At 46.7% G+C, this 276-nt stretch carries 1 protein-coding gene; it reads right to left on the minus strand.

The annotated features are described in order from the left end of the window. Positions 1-276: adenine nucleotide alpha hydrolase family protein (locus tag MTCD1_RS21940; protein ID WP_498067572.1), on the minus strand; the 276-nt coding region annotated here is incomplete at both ends.

The raw sequence follows: 276 nt of genomic DNA on the forward strand, positions 1-276 counted from the left end.
CGGTATTTGCAAATCGAATGGTTGTTGCTTCCACCATGCGAGGATATCTTCCTTCTCAAAGTCTGACAGTTCAGCAAGATATCTGATTCCAGGCTTTGGCTTTAGCCGCTTCGGTTCATCAGCTCTGATGCCAATCCACGTGGTGTAATTCCCTCGCCCGAAATGGTCATCACAGTATTTGGTGAAGGGAACGAGTTTTAATCTGTCAGTGCAGAACGCGCCGCCGACGTATGGAGTGCCATATTTCTTTACCATATCGATAAATGGCTTCAGAAC

This window comes from Colwellia marinimaniae, assembly GCF_002207865.1.
In the GTDB taxonomy this organism is placed as follows: domain Bacteria; phylum Pseudomonadota; class Gammaproteobacteria; order Enterobacterales; family Alteromonadaceae; genus Colwellia; species Colwellia marinimaniae.